Source organism: Vibrio sp. 704, assembly GCF_033339295.1.
This window is the reverse complement of the sequence record NZ_JAWOUH010000510.1, coordinates 1-668: the sequence shown is the minus strand read 5'-3', so window position 1 is coordinate 668 and position 668 is coordinate 1. Positions and strand designations below refer to the sequence as shown.

The following is a 668-nucleotide window of genomic DNA, read 5'->3' as shown; positions in this document are numbered from 1 at the left end:
AATTGGAGAGAAACAATCTAAGAACTGGCTCATCCACCAAATATCGGCATGATCAGGCAATGTTTGGGCTTTATCAAGCATATTGGCAGGATACGGATGCACGCGCTCGCTGAGCTGATTCTCTGCCACGTTCGACATCGCGACTTCCAATTGCTGCGGCAAATCAACAATGGTCACATGCACATCTTTATCGTAGTTGCAGCACTGCATTGCCCATTTACCCGTATTGCCACCGATATCGACGATGTGTTTTGGCTCATTGGCAAACACTTCTTTAAGCAGCAATGGGAAAGAACGATCCGAATAGAAGTGATCAAACTTAAACCAGCTCTGCTTAGCTTGCTCAGGTAATGTCGACAACCCTTGATAGATGGTTTCCCAATCGCCCAGCTCTTTCAATCCAGCAGGTTTGCCGTCTTTGATTGCTTCAGTCAGGTGCATCATCGCGGCATAACAAACGTCGGCCGTGAAATCCATGTTTGCTTGGGTCATGCCATCGTACAACAAGTAGAACCCGAGGTTGGCCAGTGAGTAGTTAGGTTTTTCCCACAAAACAATGTGCGCACTTATCGCCATGTCTAACAGCACTTTAACACCATATTCTGACACGCCTGTTTTTTCGGCGATATCAATGGCGCTCATGCCTTTTGAACCAGCGCTATCGAGCG

General features: G+C 47.2%; 1 pseudogene. It reads right to left on the bottom strand.

The window, feature by feature from the left end:
* Nucleotides 1–668, bottom strand: a pseudogene (locus tag R7R24_RS27430) (SAM-dependent methyltransferase); the annotation flags it as partial.